At 42.5% G+C, this 18,073-nt stretch carries 15 protein-coding genes; 8 read left to right on the top strand and 7 right to left on the bottom strand.

Going from position 1 to position 18,073, the window contains the following annotated elements; genetic code table 11:
* Positions 1 to 66 precede the first annotated feature (66 nt).
* Together hrpA and IQ457_RS04110 are read left to right on the top strand one after the other, a co-directional pair.
* Complete coding sequence (gene hrpA, locus IQ457_RS04105; RefSeq protein ID WP_200662188.1) at positions 67 to 4,395, top strand: ATP-dependent RNA helicase HrpA; 4,329 nt, start codon at positions 67 to 69, stop codon at positions 4,393 to 4,395.
* A 94-nt stretch (positions 4,396 to 4,489) separates the two neighbouring features.
* Positions 4,490 to 4,858 carry a hypothetical protein gene (locus tag IQ457_RS04110; RefSeq protein ID WP_156508500.1) on the top strand — a complete coding sequence of 123 codons (369 nt, stop codon included), beginning with the start codon at positions 4,490 to 4,492 and terminating at the stop codon, positions 4,856 to 4,858.
* Between the two features lie 116 nt (positions 4,859 to 4,974).
* Here IQ457_RS04110 and IQ457_RS04115 read toward each other — a convergent pair whose 3' ends face one another.
* Together IQ457_RS04115 and IQ457_RS04120 are read right to left on the bottom strand one after the other, a co-directional pair.
* Positions 4,975 to 6,387 (bottom strand): aspartate ammonia-lyase, encoded by a 1,413-nt coding sequence (locus IQ457_RS04115; RefSeq protein WP_068405282.1) that lies wholly within the window; start codon positions 6,385 to 6,387, stop codon positions 4,975 to 4,977.
* 457 nt (positions 6,388 to 6,844) lie between these two features.
* Positions 6,845 to 7,180, bottom strand: a complete 336-nt coding sequence (locus IQ457_RS04120) for a hypothetical protein (RefSeq protein ID WP_068405285.1) — start codon at positions 7,178 to 7,180, stop codon at positions 6,845 to 6,847.
* A gap of 253 nt (positions 7,181 to 7,433) precedes the next feature.
* Between IQ457_RS04120 and IQ457_RS04125 the strand changes: the two genes are divergently transcribed.
* The gene (locus IQ457_RS04125; RefSeq protein WP_200662189.1) at positions 7,434 to 8,054 is read left to right on the top strand and encodes a class I SAM-dependent methyltransferase; all 621 of its coding nucleotides are present in this window, start codon (positions 7,434 to 7,436) and stop codon (positions 8,052 to 8,054) included.
* Positions 8,055 to 8,115: 61 nt separating this feature from the next.
* Here the strand turns inward: IQ457_RS04125 and IQ457_RS04130 are convergent, their stop codons facing one another.
* Positions 8,116 to 8,973 carry an AraC family transcriptional regulator gene (locus tag IQ457_RS04130; protein WP_200662190.1) on the bottom strand — a complete coding sequence of 286 codons (858 nt, stop codon included), beginning with the start codon at positions 8,971 to 8,973 and terminating at the stop codon, positions 8,116 to 8,118.
* A gap of 181 nt (positions 8,974 to 9,154) precedes the next feature.
* On the opposite strand from IQ457_RS04130, the gene IQ457_RS04135 reads away from it, so the two are divergent.
* The 4 genes from IQ457_RS04135 to IQ457_RS04150 all read left to right on the top strand — a co-directional run bounded on the left by IQ457_RS04135 (position 9,155) and on the right by IQ457_RS04150 (position 13,541).
* Positions 9,155 to 9,568 (top strand): organic hydroperoxide resistance protein, encoded by a 414-nt coding sequence (locus IQ457_RS04135; RefSeq protein WP_068405296.1) that lies wholly within the window; start codon positions 9,155 to 9,157, stop codon positions 9,566 to 9,568.
* A 413-nt stretch (positions 9,569 to 9,981) separates the two neighbouring features.
* Complete coding sequence (locus IQ457_RS04140; RefSeq protein WP_226928921.1) at positions 9,982 to 10,629, top strand: hypothetical protein; 648 nt, start codon at positions 9,982 to 9,984, stop codon at positions 10,627 to 10,629.
* 129 nt (positions 10,630 to 10,758) lie between these two features.
* On the top strand, positions 10,759 to 12,333 hold the full coding sequence (locus IQ457_RS04145; RefSeq protein ID WP_200662191.1) for a Dyp-type peroxidase: 1,575 nt from the start codon (positions 10,759 to 10,761) through the stop codon (positions 12,331 to 12,333).
* A gap of 59 nt (positions 12,334 to 12,392) precedes the next feature.
* A complete protein-coding gene (locus IQ457_RS04150) occupies positions 12,393 to 13,541 on the top strand; it encodes a catalase family protein (protein ID WP_200662192.1) in 1,149 nt (382 codons plus the stop codon).
* A 172-nt stretch (positions 13,542 to 13,713) separates the two neighbouring features.
* On the opposite strand, the gene IQ457_RS04155 is transcribed toward IQ457_RS04150, so the two are convergent.
* The 4 genes from IQ457_RS04155 to pnuC form a co-directional block, all read right to left on the bottom strand.
* Positions 13,714 to 14,085, bottom strand: a complete 372-nt coding sequence (locus IQ457_RS04155; protein ID WP_068405303.1) for an MliC family protein — start codon at positions 14,083 to 14,085, stop codon at positions 13,714 to 13,716.
* 136 nt (positions 14,086 to 14,221) lie between these two features.
* On the bottom strand, positions 14,222 to 15,130 hold the full coding sequence (locus tag IQ457_RS04160) for a DMT family transporter (protein ID WP_200662193.1): 909 nt from the start codon (positions 15,128 to 15,130) through the stop codon (positions 14,222 to 14,224).
* A 45-nt stretch (positions 15,131 to 15,175) separates the two neighbouring features.
* Positions 15,176 to 15,772 (bottom strand): AAA family ATPase, encoded by a 597-nt coding sequence (locus tag IQ457_RS04165; protein ID WP_200662194.1) that lies wholly within the window; start codon positions 15,770 to 15,772, stop codon positions 15,176 to 15,178.
* On the bottom strand, positions 15,723 to 16,484 hold the full coding sequence (gene pnuC, locus IQ457_RS04170) for a nicotinamide riboside transporter PnuC (protein ID WP_200662195.1): 762 nt from the start codon (positions 16,482 to 16,484) through the stop codon (positions 15,723 to 15,725). Before pnuC ends, IQ457_RS04165 begins: the two co-directional genes overlap by 50 nt.
* A 290-nt stretch (positions 16,485 to 16,774) precedes the next feature.
* On the opposite strand from pnuC, the gene IQ457_RS04175 reads away from it, so the two are divergent.
* On the top strand, positions 16,775 to 17,920 hold the full coding sequence (locus IQ457_RS04175; RefSeq protein WP_200662196.1) for a beta-ketoacyl-ACP synthase III: 1,146 nt from the start codon (positions 16,775 to 16,777) through the stop codon (positions 17,918 to 17,920).
* The last annotated feature ends 153 nt before the right edge of the window (positions 17,921 to 18,073 follow it).

Here is an 18,073-nt window from a genome sequence, read left to right on the forward strand (position 1 = left end):
CTTGAATCACGCCCAAATTACCCCCATAATCTAAGCACTTCCAAATAATAAATAGCCTAAGTAAATATGTCCAATACTTCTAAGAATACTACAGAAACTGCTACTGAAAACACAACCAACGACCTAAGCTCTAATGAATTTAGCTCCAACGAAAATGAAGCAAATAAAGCCGCCAACCCAAATAATGATGACTCAAATGTTAATGTTACTGTAAACAGTGATAAAGCATCTTCGTACGCGAAGGTTGCCACTGACTTACCAGTTTTAGCCAAAGATAGCTATTATCTCAGCCGTTTAGAACGTGAGCTGGCGCGTGCCGCTGTGGCTAATAATAAAAGAGATCAGAAGGGTTCTGATAATAAAGCAGAGGACGGGCTAACCAAAAAACGTGCGCAGTATGACAAAATAAAAACCCGCTCACAGCAAGCGGTGCAAGCGCGTATTGATAGTATTCCTCAAGATTTAGCAGCGAAGTTAAATCTTGACTTGCCCGTAAGCCAACATGCTGATGACTTGGTTCAAGGTATTATTGATAACCAAGTGATTATCGTGGCAGGTGAGACGGGTTCTGGTAAGACGACGCAATTGCCAAAGCTTGCAATGCTGGCAGGTCGCGGTATTACAGGACAAATAGGGCATACTCAGCCAAGACGTCTGGCAGCACGCAGCGTAGCAAACCGTATCGCTGAAGAGTTGGGCGAGCAGCTTGGTAATACCGTCAGCTTTAAGGTTCGTTTTAATGAGCAAGGGTCGGCACAATCTATTGTCAAGCTCATGACCGATGGTATCTTGCTCGCTGAATTGGGTCATGATCGTTTCTTGAGTAAGTACGATACCATTATCATTGATGAAGCGCACGAGCGTAGTTTAAATATTGATTTTATTATGGGGTATCTAAAAAAACTGCTGCCCAAGCGCCCTGATTTAAAAGTCATTATTACCTCGGCGACCCTTGATACTAGACGCTTTAGTGAATATTTTAGCCATTATGATAAGAAGCTAAAACGTAACGTGCCTGCGCCGATTTTTAATGTCGAAGGTCGCAGTTACCCTGTGGAAGTTCGTTATCGTCCGCTCACTGATGAGCCGGTGAATAGCTCGGATGATGACAGCTACGACGACTTTGAAGAGAATCTACCGCGTGCGGTGGTTGCTGCCGTCGAAGAATGTTTTAGCGATGCACAAAATAAAGGTCATGCTGACCAAGCGGATATCTTGATATTTGCGGCGACAGAAGCAGAAATTCGTGAGCTCCAAGAGGTGCTTGAGCGTCATGGGCCAAAACATACCGAAGTGCTGCCACTATTTGCACGGCAGACTTACGAAGAGCAGCAGCGTATCTTTCAGCCCTCAGGTCGCGGTCGGCGTATCGTTATCGCCACCAACGTTGCCGAGACGGCACTGACCGTACCCGGCATTCGCTATGTGATTGACTTAGGATTTGCGCGGATTTCGCGTTATTCGTATCGCTCACGCGTACAGCGTTTACCGATTGAAGCCATCTCACAAGCAGCGGCCAATCAGCGTAAAGGGCGTTGTGGTCGTGTCGCGCCCGGCGTTTGTATTCGGCTTTATAGCGAGGAGGACTTTACTGGTCGTCCAGAGTTCACTGAACCTGAAATTTTACGTACCAATCTTGCCTCCGTTATTTTGCAAATGGCCAACCTGCGCTTAGGCAGTGTCGATGATTTTGCCTTTATTGAGCCACCTGATAGCCGCTTAGTTACTGATGGGCATAAATTGCTCGATGAATTGGGCGCGATTACTTCTAAAAAAGAAGCCTCTTCTGCTAAGCAAACCAACAAGCCCAAAAAAGGTCTTGACCATCTGGTTCTGACACCGACTGGGCAAAAAATGGCACGTATGCCAATCGACCCAAGGTTGGCACGTATGTTGGTTGCCGGTAGCGATTTTGATTGTATTCGCGAAATGCTCATCGTGGTTGCGGCGCTTGCTGTCCAAGATCCGCGCGAGCGTCCTGCCAATAAGCGCCAGCAAGCGGATCAAAAGCATGCAGAATTTCGCCAAGATGACTCCGACTTTTTATTCTATTTAAGTCTCTGGAAAGCCTTGTTTGAAAAAGACGAAGACGGCAACAAACTGTCTGGTAATCAGCGTAAGAATTTTACCAAGAAAAACTATTTGAGCTTCCCGCGTGTGCGCGAGTGGAATCAAACCCATCGTCAGCTGGTACAAATGGTCACTGAGCTAAAACTGACCGACGTTAAGGAGGCAAAAACTACTAATAAAGGTAGCAATAAAAAAGCTTCTTTAGATAATGTGACGAGCGACCCTACCGCGATTGAAGATGAAGAGCTCAAAGCCGTTAAATATGCCAATTTACATCGCGCGCTATTAACAGGTCTTTTATCTACGATTGCGCATAAAACTGAAAATCGTGGTGAATACTTAGCCGCGCGCCAGCAAAAAGCCAAGATTTTCCCAGCCAGTACGGTGTTTAAACAAGTACCGCCTTGGGTCATGGCCTTTGAAGTGGTGGAAACCTCGCAAGTCTTTATGCGTACCGTTGCTAAGATTGAGCCTGAATGGATTATCTCAGCGGCAAGCGACTTGTTAAAATATCACTACTTTGAGCCGCATTGGTCGAAAAAGACGGGACGTGTTAAAGCTTACGCGCAGATTAGTTTATTTGGGCTGATTATTATTAGTAAACAGCTGACCAACTATGAGCAAGTGAACTTGGCTGAATCGCGAGAAATCTTTATCCGTGATGGTTTGGTGACCGGTAATTTGGGTCGGCAAGCGCCATTTTTACAGCATAATATGGATAAAATCGCTGATATTGAACGTATCGAAGATAAATTGCGTCGCCGTGATTTATTGGTTGATGAAGAAGCACTGTATCAGTTTTATGATAAAAAAATCCCTGAGCATATTGCCAGTCGTAAAACGTTTGAAGATTGGCGGGCCGAGGTGGAAAAAACTGATACTAAGTATCTATTCTTCACCGATGATGACGTGCTTAATAGCCAAGCGCCAACGACAGGCGATTTTCCAGAAGTGTGGAAACTGGGTGATTTAAAATTACCGCTGCGTTATGTCTTTGATCCGTCAAGCGATGATGATGGCGTGACCATTCGTGTGCCACTGGTAGCGCTACCGCAGCTTGATGCGATTGAGCTATTGTGGGGCGTACCCGGTTGGCGCTATGAGTTGGTATTGCAATTACTCAAGTCATTGCCCAAAGACATTCGCCGTCAAATCGTCCCCATTCCTGATACTGCCGATAGCTTGTTTGATGAATTGCAGCCTGCTGGTGGTCAAGGTTTATTAAAGCAGCTGTGCCAAGCTTTAAATCGTCGCGGCATTATGTCGGTGACGCCTGAGAGTTTTAATCCTGCTAGCATCGATCGCTATTTACAGCCGCAAATCTGCGTGGTCGATGACAAAAACCGCATTATCGAAAAAGGTCGCGACCTACAAACGCTACAAATTCGCCATGCTAGTGAAACCCGCCAAGCAGTGAATGAGCAGCAAGGCACACATACCGAGTTCCCTGAGCATTTCGCCTTTAGCAAAAACCATCATAGTGCAGGCGTGGTGATGAAACAGTTTGCTGCCTTGGTCGCAGACGCGTCGGGCGAGGCGGTATCGATTCACCAATATACCGATGTCAATGCAGCGTTGCAGGCGCATCGTATCGGGGTTTTAACTTTAATAAAAGCTAAGCTTGGCGCGAAGAAAAAACAGCTGACCAGTCAGATTGATAAGATATTTAAATTGGCTTTTGCTCCCCTTGGCGATATGGAGAAGCTAAAAACCATCGTCATCGATGCGGCATTGGATGCTGCGCTTGAAGAGCATTATGTGCTATTCGATCATACTGCCGATTTACCTGAAAGCGCTGATGATATTGCCGTAGCCCTTGCGGAAGAATTGCCTTTTACGCCAGAGGAGTTTGAAAAAACCTTAGAAGTCGTCGCTGGTAACTTCCTATTAACGGGTCAAGATGTCATAAAAACGCTTAAAAATGTCTATACGCGTTGGCAGCGTATCCGTCAGAGCTTACTCATGCTTGATAGAGAAATATTTGGCGAGTCTATCGAAGATATCGAAGACCAGCTAGAGGATTTGCAATTGGCTGATTTTGTTTATCGCATGGATTATAGCCATTGGCAGCAGTATCCGCGTTATTTGGAAGCATTAGAGATTCGTCTTGAGCGCCTTGAGCATAATCTGGAAGCGGACCTCGATGGTGTCTACGCTCTCGATGAACATATGGAGCGGCTGGCAAATCGTGCCAATGATAAAGCCATTAGCGAATATCGCTGGATGGTTGAGGAATATCGCATTCAGCTATTCGCGCAGCCGATGAAAACCCGCATGGCGGTATCACCGAAGCGTCTAAATAAAATGTGGGAGAAAGTGAATTAAGGCTCAATTTGAGCTTTAGAACTTATTTATTGACAACATTTTTCTGGGCGTTACACAATAGATTGATGTAATTTTTTTAGCAGGATAAAAAATAATGATTAAATTTAGACTGATAATATTAGGATTTGCATCAACTATATTTATGATTACAGGCTGTGGTGAAACACAAGCCAGTAGCAATAGTGACATAAAGGCAGTCGCACTCGATGATGTGGCAAAAGAAGTACAGTTACGCGGTAAGTTTAAAAGAAGCTTTGAGGTTCATGAACTGGTTTCTAATGGCGTCACTTACTACGTATCAGATCCACAGCAGCTATTAATGAAAGATTCAAAAAGTATCAATCAACAAGGCTATTATAAATATTTCGAGACTTGCGTCGTTGGTAACATCAGCGCTATCGGTAAATATGGTCCTTTAGGTAAATATCAAAAGCAAATAACGGTCAGTGAAATCTGCGCCTAGTTTTGATAGCACGGGTGAATGAATGCACCTTCTTGCTCTAAACAATCTTTATCATCAATAAAAAAAGGCTGGATTAGCAATCGCTAATCCAGCCTTTTTATTTAACTATAGATAAACTATAGCAATACTCTAACCTTTGGATACACCATATTGGCAGGAGACAAAATATCATCTAGAGTTTCTTTGTCCATCAGTTTTTCTTCTAATACGATGTCGTAAACACTGCCGCCAGTTTCTTGAGCTCTTCTCGCAACAAAAGAAGAGGCGTCATAACCAAGGTGCGGATTTAGCGCGGTGACCAGACCGATATTATTGAATACCTCGACACTACACGCCTCGTTGTTCATCATCAGACCATCGATACAGCGCGTGGCAAACATCTCACAAATATTGGCCAGCATGCTCATACCGGTAAACAAGTTAAAGGCAATGACGGGCTCAAAGACATTGAGCTGTAGCTGACCGTTTTCTGAGGCCATAGCAATGGTATGATCAATACCCATGACATGGAAGCAAGCTTGGTTCACCACTTCTGGGATCACAGGATTTACTTTACCCGGCATGATGGAGCTACCAGGCTGCATTTCAGGCAAGCGATATTGCGCCAAACCAGCACGCGGACCCGAAGACTGCAAACGTAAATCATGGGCAATCTTAGAAAGTCTAGCAGCAAAAAGACGCAAATTGCCAGACAAAGCCACATAAGCACTGGTGTCTTGTGTCGCTTCAATCAAATCTTCAGCAATATAATAAGGTCTGCCAGTCAAATCAGACAAGGTTTTGGCAACTTCTTCAGAATAGCCCGCTGGTGCATTCAAGCCCGTACCAATTGCTGTGCCGCCCATATTGATTTCATGAAATAGCGCACGAGTAGATTCGATACGATCCATCTCTTTTTTGATCATGGTTGCAAAGGCGTTGAACTCTTGACCCGCGGTCATAGGCACAGCGTCTTGCAAATGCGTGCGACCCATTTTTAATTGATCGGCAAGCTCCGCGCTTTTTTTCTTAAGGCTGTTATACAAGATATCCATTTTACTTAATAGATGGACACAGTATTCATCTAACGCCACATTCATCGCTGTAGGGTAGGCGTCGTTGGTTGATTGTGACAAGTTGACATCGTTATTTGGATGCACGTGCTGATAGTCGCCTTTCTCGTAGCCTAGGATTTCTAAAGCACGGTTAGCAATCACTTCGTTGGCGTTCATATTGGTCGACGTACCTGCACCGCCTTGGAACATATCAACGATAAACTGATCATGATATTTATCAGCAATTAAATCATCGCACGCTGCTGCGATAGCGTCTTTAACGGTGTCATTTAGCACGCCTACTTTATTATTGGCAATCGCTGCCGCTTTTTTAACGGTGGCAAAGGCACGAATAAAGGTCGAAAACTGGTTTAAGCGCACTCCACTGACCGTGAAGTTTTCAAAAGCACGTAAGGTTTGGATACCATAGTAAGCATCAGCGGGCACGTCACGATAGCCGAGTAGGTCATGTTCTTGGCGAGTAGCAGTTGTCATGCAATAAATCCTTTCAATAAAAAGCCCTGATTAAGACGCAAAGATACCGTCATTTGTTAACATGACAGTAATAGCCTTGCATTGGTAAGTCTATATGGTTGACCTTGTAGCATAAGCCTTTTAGGTAGGGATTAACAATGAATATTTATTACATCACGCATAATAAAATAAAAAACTTTATATTATAAATAGTAAGCGCTAAACGTTTTTATCTGAAGAAGGGCGTAAACTCATTAAATCCACCTTCAAAGCAAAGATAATATGATTTTATCTCTACTTTAATATAGTGAGTGTAAAATAAAAGCGACACGTTATAGATTTTTGCGACTGGTATAAATTTTCCTTGCTTGCTGTTATCACAGAGGCTACGAAAAATTCATCCCAGTCGCACTGTATCGATTTTAGAGTAATTCTACTATAGTTAGTTTAAAGCACTTAATAAGCGCCAAAATTTGCTTTAGGGTTTTGCTCTTATATTTTCTGTCACCACGCCCATCGCATAAAACAGCAAGGCGATAAGGGTCATGGCGACGATAAACGGCGTTAAAACCCAAATTACAATGTTAATGAGTAATGATGATAATAGACCATTAAAGATAATGCTGTGCGGCGCGATAAAATCGGTGATGACATCGACAGCGCGTTTGGCAATCGGGAAAAGTAGGGTGCTGACAGCCAGAATATAGAGATATTTGGCGAAGTCAGGATTGCTTGAGAGGACGATAAAGTAAAAGCCTACATAGTAGCTGATACCTAATGCCCAGCATTTGAGAGTGTAGCTAAAACGAATCATGTGACTTCCTCCCTAAATCTGACGGTGATGTGACCATCCATGCATAACACATCAATACCCAATACATTCTAATAATTGAATATACTATTATATGTTATATTACGAATATACAAGTTAAGTCAACTGTTTTTTATCACCATCTTTATTTAACTAACAGCACACTAGCTACGAGATTACACCCTAAGATTTTATCAATAGAAAATAAATAGCCTAAGCAATGATTAAAAACCAATGCAATAAAAAGGAAAAAACCATGTGGAACGAGCGCTACAACAGAGCAGAGTATGTTTTTGGTACAGAACCCAATGATTTTTTAAAAGAAAATTTTCAAAAAATACCGCTAGGTGGCAGAGTTTTGTGTCTGGCTGAAGGCGAAGGCAGGAATGCAGTTTTTTTAGCAGAACAAGGGTACCAAGTGACCGCCATGGATATGTCTAACGTAGGATTAAATAAAGCTTTAAAGCTGGCGCAAGATAGAGGCGTTGATATCATCACTCAAGTTGCTGATTTAGCTGACTATGAGTTTGGTCAAGCACAGTGGGACAGTATCGTTGCTATCTGGGCGCATCTGCCGCCAGCCATACGCCAGCACGTTCATGCGCAGATTGCACCAGCGCTCAAGCCAGAGGGCATGTTTATCTTAGAGGCTTATACCGAGCAGCAGCTAAGCATGGACGCTGTCGGAGGACCTCCTGCAACACAAGAAGAGCGCTTTGGTTCGTTAGCAGTTTTGCGTGCTGAGCTGGCACAGTTAGAAGAAATAACGGGTATCGAAAAGCAGCGCATGATTTCTGAAGGTAAGCGCCATCAAGGTTTGAGTGCGGTGGTACAGTTTATTGCTAAAAAAACAGATGAGCATGAATTTAGGCGCTAATTTATGAACGTGATTGTCAGTTTTGATAATACTTATATTCTTTGATTTTGACTGCTTAATTCTAGACATGTAATTCAGCACTCGGGCTGATGCCAAATAAGCGTTTATATTCTCGGCTAAATTGGCTCGGGCTTTCATAACCGACTTGCATAGCGATTTGGGCGATTTGAGTGTCATTTGCTTGGATCAGTCGTCTTGCTTCCATCAAACGCAGGCTTTTTTGGTATTGAAGCGGGCTTAACTGAGTAATTTCCTTAAAATGATGATGAAACCCTGAGACACTCATCCCGCAGCGACTGGCCAATTCTTCGATAACTATTGCCTCATTTAAATGCGTCTTTATCCAATCGGTAGCTTTGCTAATACGGTGCGTATGGCTGCCATTGACTACCAGTTGGCGCAATTTATTGCCTTGCTCTGCTATAAGCAGGCGATAGTAAATCTCCTGCTGAATTAATGGAGCAAGAAAACCAATATCATTTGGATAATCAAGCAAGTGTATCAGGCGCTCAAATGCCGCCATGATGGTACTGTCCAATTGCCACTTTATTCCTAAATGACCTGCAGTATTAGGTAGTTTCGGCGGTATTTTTGCTAAAACCTCACTAATCATAACAAGGTTTAATTTCATAGACAGCACGATAACCGGACGCTCTACCGTCGCATGCCTTATGTGCATGCTTAAAGGGATATTAACGGGGCAAAACATGAGATTACTTTTGTCAAACCTTTGACAGTCGGCACCTAAGTAAATCTCGCGCGCACCTTGTAAAACGATGCAGATACTAGGTTCTTGAATATAGCTGACGGCTTTACTGGGTTTATCAGCACAGTAAAAAAACAAACCTGAAACGGCGGATTCAATGGTTTTGTTTCTAGGTAATAACGATAGGAGTTGCTCGATGGTTGATTGATTCATTAGCTTTTCTTATTTTATACAATTGCTCGATACTATAGAGTTTTGTAGGATTGGGCAAGAGGTTTGGAGCTATGTTCTAACAGATTGTCGCGCTGAGTCTTATACTAGCCTTATTGAGACTGATGCAGCCTCATGATTGATTGAATCAAATTTTGTGTAAATAAAACATAAGGAATAGATAATGAAAATATTTTATAAAACTCGCGCCACAGCAACCGGCGGTCGTTCTGGTCACACCGGTCTTGATGATGGTTCGTTAGGTTTTGATTTGGTTTCTTTTCAAGAGCAAGATAAAAAAGGTGTCAATCCAGAACAGCTTTTTGCCATGGGTTACGCCGCTTGTTTTGATAGCGCCTTAAATATGACGGCGCAGCACATGAAACTGCCGATCACTGCGTCAAAGACCTCGACCCAAGTTGGTATTGGTATGAAGGCCGATGGCAGCTATAACTTAGATATCGATTTGTACGTTGAGGTGTCTGGTATCGATGAAGTACAAGCGCAAACCCTTGTTGAGGCGGCTCACCAAGTATGCCCGTACTCCAATGCTACTCGCGGTAATGTGGATGCGCGTTTGCACGTGACTGTGGTTTAGATATCATTTTATTAAACAATGGCTTTGATAGCTGAGTGAGTAGATACACTAATAACTATAAACAAGTATAAGAATACCGTGACTTTCAATTGCTTGGATATATAACGTATCCAAGCAATTTTTTTATCCAAACAAGATAAAGGTCATTTGTTTAACTCTATAAACGAATAAAGCGCTCTTTGAGCAAAATAAAAATAATATCAATACTAAAACTTTGTTCGAAATTAAATAGTAGTGACGTTTGCTCTCTGTTCTATTTTGTGTGAATAACTTGCTGCGCTTCGAGTTTTTCTTTATGTCTGTTATGGTAAAAACTAATAAGTTGATAGCGAAATGACAGCTTATTTTTATAAAGTATCTTTTTTACAAAGTGCTTTTCAAATTATAACAACATAATAATAAGGGCAAATATTATGAATAATGACACTAAGAACAATAATGCTAAAGACGCTGATGCTAAGAATAACAAAAAGCGCATTATCGATAATTCTGAAGATTTAAAAGCCAAAATCACCGAATCTATTGATGACTTTAGGTTGCGCGCTGAGCTTTTGATAGCTAATTTAAAAGAGGGCGGCGATGATGGTTATGACCATTCGACGACCACTGCCGGTGAGAAAGGGCTTAAATCCGGAAAAGTTTCAGAGCTAACGGTGATTGCACCGTTAAAAGAAGGTGGGGCAGAACGGCTAAAAAAAGTCTTAGAGATTGCTGGCGGTAATTTGGCAGGGGCAACGCGGGTTGGTACGTTGCACGACTTGCGTTTTGTGTTTTTAGACAATGATACCAGAGTGTTGTTTTGTACGGCTTATGATGGCGATTGGGACCCTTATATCGACGACTTTGCCACTAAAATTCCTGAACTGATGGATATTTTATTTGGGAGCGTTGAAGGTTGGCCTGGCATTAAAGACCCGAGTGTCAAACAGTTCATTTTAGATCATCAAATCACTGCCGCTGGTTGGTATGTAGGAGTTCCGCATCTGACTATTCAAGATATTCGCCGCCAAGACCGCATTGTTAAAGGCATTAATAAAGCGCTGGATGAAGCACAGTCTTAAAGTTTGTGATAAAACAATAAGATATCACTAATTTATGCCATCCTTTTATATCACCATTTTTAAATGGGCTGGGTGATATAAAAGGTAAGGGCAAAGTAAACTCAGACAATGATAAAAATAGGGTTAACAATGAGTAAAAACACTGGAAATAATAATAAAAATGATAGTACTTCAAAAGATAATCATCCTTTAACCAGCAAACTGCATGAATTAAAGGATGACTTTGGCAATCGTATCGTAGACAACAATATTGAATCTTGGTTAGCAGATATTAAAAAAGAAGTCGGCGATGGTATCGAGACTTTAGCGAATAAAGCACGCGGCGTCTTTAATCCAAATACCGTTACCATGCAGCTAGAAGACATTCAATCCATTATTTTACGCGATCGACCAACGCCTTATTATGGAACAATCGTTGCGCTGAAAATCAATAATGCAGAAGCTGGGCGCCAACTTTTGAAAACCGTTTTACCTGACGTGACTGGCAGTAAGGCGTGGCATAAAGACATGCAAGCGACGCTATCTATTGTCATGACTTATGATGGTTTAGAGGCGCTCGGCGTGCCGCGGTCGTCATTGGATAGCTTTCCAGAATCCTTTAAAGCAGGAATGGCGAAGCGCGCAGAAAAGCTGCAGGATTTCGATATCAATGCCCCCGAAAACTGGGCTGCCCCTTTTGGTGATAAAGGCGATATCCATGTCGGTGCGGCCATTATTGCTGATAGTAAAGATAAATGGCAAATAAAGCTAAAGGAGCTGCAAGACAATATTCAGTCATATATCGATGAAGATAATCCCGCCAATGGCGATATTGAAATTCTTATGGAGCATGCTTTTGGTTCAGACAATAATGTCAAAAACGTCTTCGGCTATCGCGATGGTATCAGTAATCCAGAGATTCAAGGCAGTGGTATACAAACGCCGCCAAGTCTTGACGGTGAGGCGATAGCAGCAGGCGAGTTCGTATTAGGTTATAAGGGCGAGGCGGGCACGATAGCACCAATGCCGCAGCCAGAAGTCTTGGGCAAAAACGGCTCATTTATGGTATTGCGTGCCTATAACAGTCATGTCGCCGCCTTTAATAAATTTCTAAAAGAAAATACGCAGAGTGACGAAGAAGCTGAGTTGCTGGGCGCAAAAATGTGGGGGCGTTGGCGCTCAGGGGCGCCTGTGGTCTTATCTCCTGAGCACGATGATAAAGCACTGGGCGATGACCCCAACCGCAACAATAACTTTGGCTATAAAGACGATCCTTATGGCAAAAAATGTCCATTTGGTGCCCATGTACGGCGTATGAATCCAAGAGACAGCAAAGACTTTATTTTATCAGACGTACGTATTCACCGTATCGTTAGGCGCAGCGTCGGTTTTGGCGAGGTGTTGCCGCCCGATGTGACTGAGGACGATGGCAAAGAGCGCGGGCTATTTTTTATTGGTATCAATGCTCATGCTATGGAGACTGTTGAATTTTTACAATCGCAATGGATTAATGATGGTAATTTTATGAGCTTAGGAGAAGAAAAAGATCCGATGCTTGGTGTCCATCATGGCGATAAAGACGCCGCTGCTGATACCTTTACCGTACCTGCTGTCCCAATTCGTCAGCGCTATCACGGTATCGAAACTTTCAATACCTTGTACGGCGGTGAGTATTTATTTATCCCAAGCTTATCGGCGCTAAAATGGATGAGTGAATTGTCTTAAAAGCTTAAAAATACCGTTTCATTTACAAGAATAACTACTGATAAAAAAGGATTAAAAAAATGCTAAAGAAATTATTCAAACCTAAATATGTACCTTATGACGCAAAATATATTGCGCTGAGCGCAGAAGACGAGCGTAATATTCGCACCATTACCGATGATATCAAAAACTATATCGCTCGAAGTGATAAAGCCAGTAACGTCGATTACCATACGCGCGATGCTCATGCCAAAGGCTACTGCGCCCTTAAAGCCAAGTTTGAGATAGTAGATAATTTGCCTGCTGAATACGCGCAAGGTTTGTATGCCAAAGCAGGTATTCATGATGCCGTCATTCGTTTTTCTAACGGTGCCTCGCGCGTTTCGCCTGATCGTAAGCTTGGCTTAGCGCAAGGTTTGGCGATTAAGGTCTTTGACGTAGCGGGTGAAAAACTCGCTCCCGGCGAAGAAGATAGTCCTAACTTTGATTTTAATTTAATCAATCATCCGGTGTTTTTCTGTAATCGAATCGAAGATTATGCCTATATCTCTAAGCTATTTTTAGAGCTGCCAGAATACGCTGAAAAAGGCGCAAGAGGCAAAGCGCAATTGGCTTTTAATTGGTTGACCAATTACGGCTCAAGATTACCGACCAAAGAGTCTTTTAAAACCTTTAAAGCACTGGGCGGATTTATAACCATTGAGCCAAAAAACACCTTGCTTTATGATTTTCATTCGCAAGGCGTAGTGCGTCATGGCGATTATATGGCAAAGATAAGAGTCACGCCAACTAAAGCTGCGGCTAAAAAAATCACCCGTCGTGAGCTCGATGTAAATGCACGCGAGGAAGCAATTTGCCCGCTGATTATCGATGAAATACGCGAGCATGATTATCAGTTTGACGTGCAGATTCAGCTGTGTCGCAGTCTTAAAAAGCAGCCGATTGAAGAGATCACCACCGAATGGAAAGAGAAGGACGCGCCATTTGTGACGGTAGCGAGACTGACAATTCCTTGTCAAGATGTGCCGGATGACGGTCATTTTGAGATTATGGAAAACTTATCCTTTACACCGTTTCGCTGCCTAGAGGAAAATCGTCCGATTGGCAATTTGCAGCAGTCGCGACTAAAGGCCTATCAAATAGCTTCAGAAACTCGTCATAAGCTAAACAATGTCAAACGGCGCGAACCTAAAAGCTTAAAAGAAACTTTCGATAAGTCATTCTTTTAATTGCTTCTAAATGCCTAAGTTGGTTTATTAAAGATAAGTTTAAATAAAAAATTAAGGCACAAAAAAGAGCCAGTAGTTTGACTGCTGGCTCTTTTCTTTAAATAGGTTTAAGTAGAAATACAGATGTTACTTAAGTCACTGTTTATTAACTACCAGTCATTACTTATGATTATTATAGTTGGCAATTAACTTGGTATTCTTGACCTTTGTCTGTTTTGATGGTCATGATGCCGTAATCTGCTTTAGTGTGCCAATCGTAAGTGGTCTGTGGGTTCACATCGTTGACATAGCGAGCGCCAGAACCTGAAACGGCTTGTTTCATGCTAACTTTAGCGTTGTCTAAGCCAACTTTTGGTAAAGTAACGTTTAGGTTGGCGGCTTCACCGTTTGCAGTATACGCAGCAGTGATTTGACCGTCGTCTTCACAAGTAAATGATTGAGTTACTGGTTGAGTATTGGCTGGTGGCGTTGTGGTGGTCGGCGCGCTGGTCGCACAAGCAGCGAGTAGTACGGCAAAAGGGGCAACAGCGAATAATTTTTTCATAATAGTCCTCAAAAATTAATGTGAATTTTATTGGTTACGCTAAGGCCGTATCATACAATAAAAAATGTAATTTCGTGTTGTGGTTCGTATTTGGGCAAGTAACATCAGCTAGCACTTTTATCACTGCACGGTCTAGTCAGTAAGGTCTTGCTTGTCCTTTGTTTAAAATGAAGACCAACACTGCGCCTAATATCACTACACTTGCGACAATAAAATCTAAAGTTAATTTCTCTGACAAAAATATCATACCGAATAGGGCGGCAAGTACCGGTACACAAAGTTGAACTACTGCTGATTGGGTGGTTTTTAAGAGCGGCATCGCCATATACCAGACACTGTAACCGATGCCAGAAGCGATAGCACCCGATGCGACTGACAATATGATACCTGTCATGCTGATATCGTTTAAATAACTCATACCTAATAATGCCAATATTGGCACAGCCACTAGGCTTCTTATAAAATTAAAGCCAGTCGTTCTGAGCGGTGTGACGCAGTTTTTACCACGTATGCTATAGATACCCCAAGCGCTACCGCTTATTGCCATTATAAACGCCACAGAAAAGGAAGGCGTGCTAGCTGATGGCAGCATCAAGTATACAAAACCTATCAATGCGATCAAAAGCGCTGTCCACTGCACGCGAGTTAATGGTTCTTTATGATAAATGCCCCAACCAATCATTGTAAGCTGCACGGCGGCAAATAAAATAAGCGCGCCCGTCCCGGTATCAAGCGCTTGATAAGCCACTGAAAAACATAGTGCATATATAACTAAGCAAAGACTACTAAACCAGTCGCCTTTATCTTTTAAGACAGGCTTATCAATACTGCCAGTCTGTTTTGGACCATTTCTTCTTAAACGGTTTCTTCTTAAAAAATACGCTTGCAGCAGCATGATAAGACCAAGGCACGCGGCAGCGCTAAGCAAGCGGATAACGGTAAAATTCCAGGCATCAATTGCGCCGTCTGCCAATGCCATTCTACAAAGCAAAGAATTGGCGGCAAAGGCTATTAAAGCGATCATCGTAAATAGGGCAGCTTTCAAAAATAATTCCTACAGGCGCGATAGGTTTTTGCCTAAGATTTGGGGTTATTTTTCTAGCTTCTTAAGCCATTTAGCCACTTGTTGCACCCGTTGCCCTCTATCGCCACCGATGTGTTGAAAATCTTTATTATGCAAGGTTAATTGACTGGCAAAATAAGCACTGATATCTTCACGCTGATGCCGGCTATCACGCAAATCATCGGCGACCCACGGGATATCCACTTCGGTCAAGAGTATCAAATCGTAATGGTGTGTCAATGCCGCTTGGCTAAGCGCTTTAGGGCAGTCGCCGTAATACCAGTTGGCATACACCATCAGCTCAAATAAACTGGTATCACAGAATAAATAACGGTTATTATCAGGCAATTGCGCGGCTTGTTTGGCAAGTTTATTTTCTAAGTCAATTTGACCTTGCGCGATAGGTAGTAAATCATCCCACGTGCAAGTCAGTTGCTCGTTATCCCATTTTGCTTGCAGGTAAGTGCGCATATATTCTGGTACCCACGGACTGCCAAAATGCGCAGCCAAATCGCGGCATAACGTGGTCTTGCCGGTGCTTTCTGCCCCTAATATTGCGACATTAAAGACCGATTTAGGCGTATGCTGCGTGAGATTGTACGCGGTAGCGTCGTTGCCATTCATAGTATGCCCAGATTGCGATGAGAGTGAAGACTACATACTGTAGCGCGGTAAAAGTTAGACCTTTATAAAAATACAGCGGCACGGAAATCGCATCAGCAATAATCCAAAGTAGCCAGTGTTCGATTTTACGCCGCGCCATCAGCCACATTGCCATTAAAAACAACGCGGTGGTCAGCATGTCGGTGTAATCGACCCACGTAAATAAGTGCAAGCCCAATACCGCGCCATCGAAGCTAAAGTTATTATTGATAACAGGTCTAAAATAATAGACCAAAGCGACAAAGGCGACGGTCGCTGCCGCCAGTACAGTGAGAATAGGGAGATCTTTTTTGTTTAAATGTTCAACGTCAATGGCAGAGTGAGCGTCCGCATTATAGGTGTGTGCATCTTGCTGCTGGCTGGTTGGATTTATATGGTCATGATGCTTTTTGATGTCTGTATTGTGCTTATTTTGCGTCCAATTTATCCAACCATAAATACTCATGATACTGTAGTAGGCGTTGATAAACATATCGCCGAACAGTTGCCATTTCCAAAGTAGATAGACAAAAATAGCGGTGCTGACCAATCCAATAGGAAAAACCAAAATATTGGTTTTGCTGGCAAGTAAGACGCTACTGACCCCAAATACGACCGCAATCAATTCTAAGGCAATAAATAGGGTCGAGTAGTCAGCATACTGCCCAAATAACCAGTTTAAGAGTTCCGCCATTGCTATTCCAAAAGTAAAAAGTAAAGCGAGAGTTAACAAACAAGTTGCAACCAAATGATGATAATTCACGGCAATTATAGCGCAGCTGTCGACAAATGAAGCCAATCTTTACTTATTCTCATTAAGAAATGGATTATTTGTAACAAAGTATTAGAAAAATTATATTATTCAGGCATAATAAAGGCACTTATTTTAAGTTTACAGTTATTCACCGAAAATTAGACGACTGTTGTTTTTCTCCACTTTTATGCTTATTGCAAGCACCATCGTAGTAGACAAGGAAGCGTATCATGACGACTTGTATCACGGGCACTGGCCTATATATCCCCCCTTATAGCATTAGTAATGAAGAGTTAGTAGAGTCATTTAACCAGTATGTTGATAATTACAATGCCAAACATGCTGACGCGATTGAAGCTGGTACAGTTACGGCGCTAGAGCACTCATCAGCGGCTTTTATCGAAAAAGTATCGGGCATCAAATCACGTTATGTGATGGAAAAGGACGGTATCTTAGACCCTGAAATTATGGCACCTGTCATTGCCTATCGTAATTTGGGCGAAGAGCTGTCTATCATGGCAGAAATGGGCGCTGCTGCATTGAAAGATGCGCTCGCTGATGCAGGTCTTGAGGCCAATGATTTAGACGGTATTATTCTTGCTTGCTCAAACTTCCAGCGTACTTATCCTGCGGTCTCTATCGAGATTCAAAATGAGATTGGTATGGTTGGTGGCTTTGCTTATGATATGAACGTTGCTTGTAGTGCGGCGACTTTTGGTTTATCGCAAGCACATGGTTCTATCGTTTCGGGTCTTGCCAAACGCGTTGCGGTTGTGAACGTTGAGATTACTTCAGCGCATCTAAACTGGCGCAACCGTGATAGCCACTTTATTTTTGGTGACGTTGCAACAGCTTGCATCGTAGAAGAGCTTGATACGCCAAAAGGCTACGAGATTCTAAACGCCAAGTTATTCACTCAGTTTTCGACCAATATCAAAAACGAATACGGCTTTATGGATCGCTCTGAGTTCTTGGCGGCACAGACTGAGATGTACCCCGATATCAAAGAGCCGGTCACTGACAAACTGTTTTTACAAAACGGTCGTAAAGTATTCCGTGAAGTCTGTCCAAAGGTTTCTGAGATTATTACTGAGCATTTGCATGAAAACAATCTGCAAGCCAGCGATGTCAAAATGATGTGGCTACATCAAGCCAATGCCAATATGCTGGATTTAATCTTGCGTACCGTTATCGGTAAAGAAGCGGATAAAGCGATTGTACCAAGTGTCATTGATGAGTTTGCCAATACCAGCTCCGCAAGTCCTATGATTGTGTTCCATCGTTATAAAGACGCGCTACAATCTGGTGATTTGGGTGTGATTTGCTCATTTGGCGCCGGTTACTCGATTGGCTCGGTACTGGTTCGTAAGGTTTAATTTAATAGTTCATCAAAGCTCTGTTTTAACCATAAAAATAGCTAAGAGTATTCTTAGCTATTTTTTTTATGCTCGCCGTTTGTTTTTTTGTTTCGTGATGCCTTTTTATAGCTATAGCAAGCAGAATTGAAGGTTGGTATATGGGTGTAATCG

This window comes from Psychrobacter sp. M9-54-1, assembly GCF_016613355.1.
GTDB lineage: Bacteria > Pseudomonadota > Gammaproteobacteria > Pseudomonadales > Moraxellaceae > Psychrobacter > Psychrobacter faecalis.

Coding starts and splice junctions, on each gene's coding strand:
- IQ457_RS04125 (WP_200662189.1), top strand. CDS start 7,434: ATGTGGAACGAGCGCTACAACAGAGCAGAGTATGTTTTTGGTACAGAA.
- IQ457_RS04135 (WP_068405296.1), top strand. CDS start 9,155: ATGAAAATATTTTATAAAACTCGCGCCACAGCAACCGGCGGTCGTTCT.
- IQ457_RS04120 (WP_068405285.1), bottom strand. CDS start 7,180: ATGATTCGTTTTAGCTACACTCTCAAATGCTGGGCATTAGGTATCAGC.
- hrpA (WP_200662188.1), top strand. CDS start 67: ATGTCCAATACTTCTAAGAATACTACAGAAACTGCTACTGAAAACACA.
- IQ457_RS04150 (WP_200662192.1), top strand. CDS start 12,393: ATGCTAAAGAAATTATTCAAACCTAAATATGTACCTTATGACGCAAAA.
- IQ457_RS04165 (WP_200662194.1), bottom strand. CDS start 15,772: ATGAATGGCAACGACGCTACCGCGTACAATCTCACGCAGCATACGCCT.
- IQ457_RS04140 (WP_226928921.1), top strand. CDS start 9,982: ATGAATAATGACACTAAGAACAATAATGCTAAAGACGCTGATGCTAAG.
- IQ457_RS04130 (WP_200662190.1), bottom strand. CDS start 8,973: ATGAATCAATCAACCATCGAGCAACTCCTATCGTTATTACCTAGAAAC.
- IQ457_RS04175 (WP_200662196.1), top strand. CDS start 16,775: ATGACGACTTGTATCACGGGCACTGGCCTATATATCCCCCCTTATAGC.
- IQ457_RS04115 (WP_068405282.1), bottom strand. CDS start 6,387: ATGACAACTGCTACTCGCCAAGAACATGACCTACTCGGCTATCGTGAC.
- IQ457_RS04155 (WP_068405303.1), bottom strand. CDS start 14,085: ATGAAAAAATTATTCGCTGTTGCCCCTTTTGCCGTACTACTCGCTGCT.
- IQ457_RS04145 (WP_200662191.1), top strand. CDS start 10,759: ATGAGTAAAAACACTGGAAATAATAATAAAAATGATAGTACTTCAAAA.
- IQ457_RS04110 (WP_156508500.1), top strand. CDS start 4,490: ATGATTAAATTTAGACTGATAATATTAGGATTTGCATCAACTATATTT.
- pnuC (WP_200662195.1), bottom strand. CDS start 16,484: ATGGCGGAACTCTTAAACTGGTTATTTGGGCAGTATGCTGACTACTCG.